The sequence below is a fragment of the Methylobacterium sp. WL18 genome (genome assembly GCF_008040015.1).
Taxonomy (GTDB): Bacteria; Pseudomonadota; Alphaproteobacteria; order Rhizobiales; family Beijerinckiaceae; genus Methylobacterium; species Methylobacterium mesophilicum.
In genome coordinates this window covers 1-1,121 of sequence record NZ_VRVD01001008.1, presented here as the reverse complement: position 1 = coordinate 1,121, position 1,121 = coordinate 1, and the positions used below count along the sequence as shown (strand labels likewise).

Annotated in this window: 1 protein-coding gene and 1 pseudogene; both read right to left on the bottom strand. The window is 70.9% G+C overall.

The annotated features are described in order from the left end of the window. Window positions 1–258: 258 nt before the first annotated feature. Window positions 259–561, bottom strand: coding sequence for a 3',5'-cyclic-nucleotide phosphodiesterase (locus FV228_RS30485; RefSeq protein ID WP_147857822.1), 303 nt, complete (start codon window positions 559–561; stop codon window positions 259–261). A gap of 127 nt (window positions 562–688) precedes the next feature. Continuing rightward, window positions 689–1,121, bottom strand: a pseudogene (locus FV228_RS30480) (hypothetical protein); the annotation flags it as partial.

The following is a 1,121-nucleotide window of genomic DNA, read 5'->3' as shown; positions in this document are numbered from 1 at the left end:
GGATCTCGCAGCGGAAGTCGGCACGCCCTTCTACTGCTACAGCAGCGCCACCCTGGAGCGGCACTACCGGGTCTTCGCGGAGGCCTTCGCGGGCGACGAGGCCGGAAGCGGCGAGGAGCTTCAGGGCGGGAGACGACAACATCGCGCGAGGATCCGGCGGGCTCGGCGCCGGCGCTCGAGGGCCGGCGGGAGCCTCACCTTAGCGGTTGGCGGGCGCCGGCGCGAGCGCCGACCCGCCACAGCAAGCCGGGCTTGGCCTCAGCCGCGCTGATCCTTGGTCCCGCGTGCGCCCTGCTTGCCCTTGGCCGGGGCGTCCTGCTGCTGCTGGGCCTCGTAGGCGTCGATCGCCCGGCGGCAATTCTCGCTGAGCTTCTTCCAGTTCTTCTGGAAGCAGGCGTCGGTGGCCGGATCGTCGGGGGCCAGGTTGCCGCAATAGGTCAGATAATCCCCGGTGCAGTATTTCTTCAGGGTCTCGTTGCCGCGCTTCGACTGCTGCGCCGCGGCCGGCAGCGTCAGGGCGGTAGCCGCCGCGACGGCGAGAAGGATTGGCTTCAGGCGCATGGGGATACGTACCATCTCTCGGAGGCAGGAATGTCGGGAAAAGTCCCGGTTGCGATGATGCCTTTGCATGGTCGAAACAAGGCAATCAGCGAACGTTTCTCAGCGGCGATCGGGCTTTGCGCTCCGATCAGACGCGCTCGGGCTGCGGGGCCGGAAAGGTCGCCCTGGGCATCCGGTCCTGGCCGGTGAGGGCGTCGGCGACCTCCGAGATCCGCCTGCGCAGGTCGGCGTTCTCTCGCTCGACGCCGCCCTGACGATCCGCCAGCGTCTGGGCGAGAGCTTCCTCGGCGGCCTTCAGGCTGGCGCGCAAGTCGTCGCGCTCCGCCGCCTGGGCGACGGGATTCGCGTCGGCATTGCCGGCCGGCGTCTGCTCGGCGCGCCGGCCCTGCCGGACCGCCAGGAGGCTGTCGAGCAGGTCCGCGTGCGCCTCCTCGAGGACGCGGAGCGTGGCGGCGCTCGCGGTCCCGTCCTCGCGGGCGCTGGCGAGTTCGGTCTCGAGTTCCCGGGTCTTGGCCTGCGCCTGGGCGATCTCGGCGTCGCGGGCCGCCACGTCCCGGGCG

Excerpts from the sequence above, each read along its gene's own strand:
- FV228_RS30485 (WP_147857822.1), bottom strand. The coding sequence starts at position 561 with ATGCGCCTGAAGCCAATCCTTCTCGCCGTCGCGGCGGCTACCGCCCTG.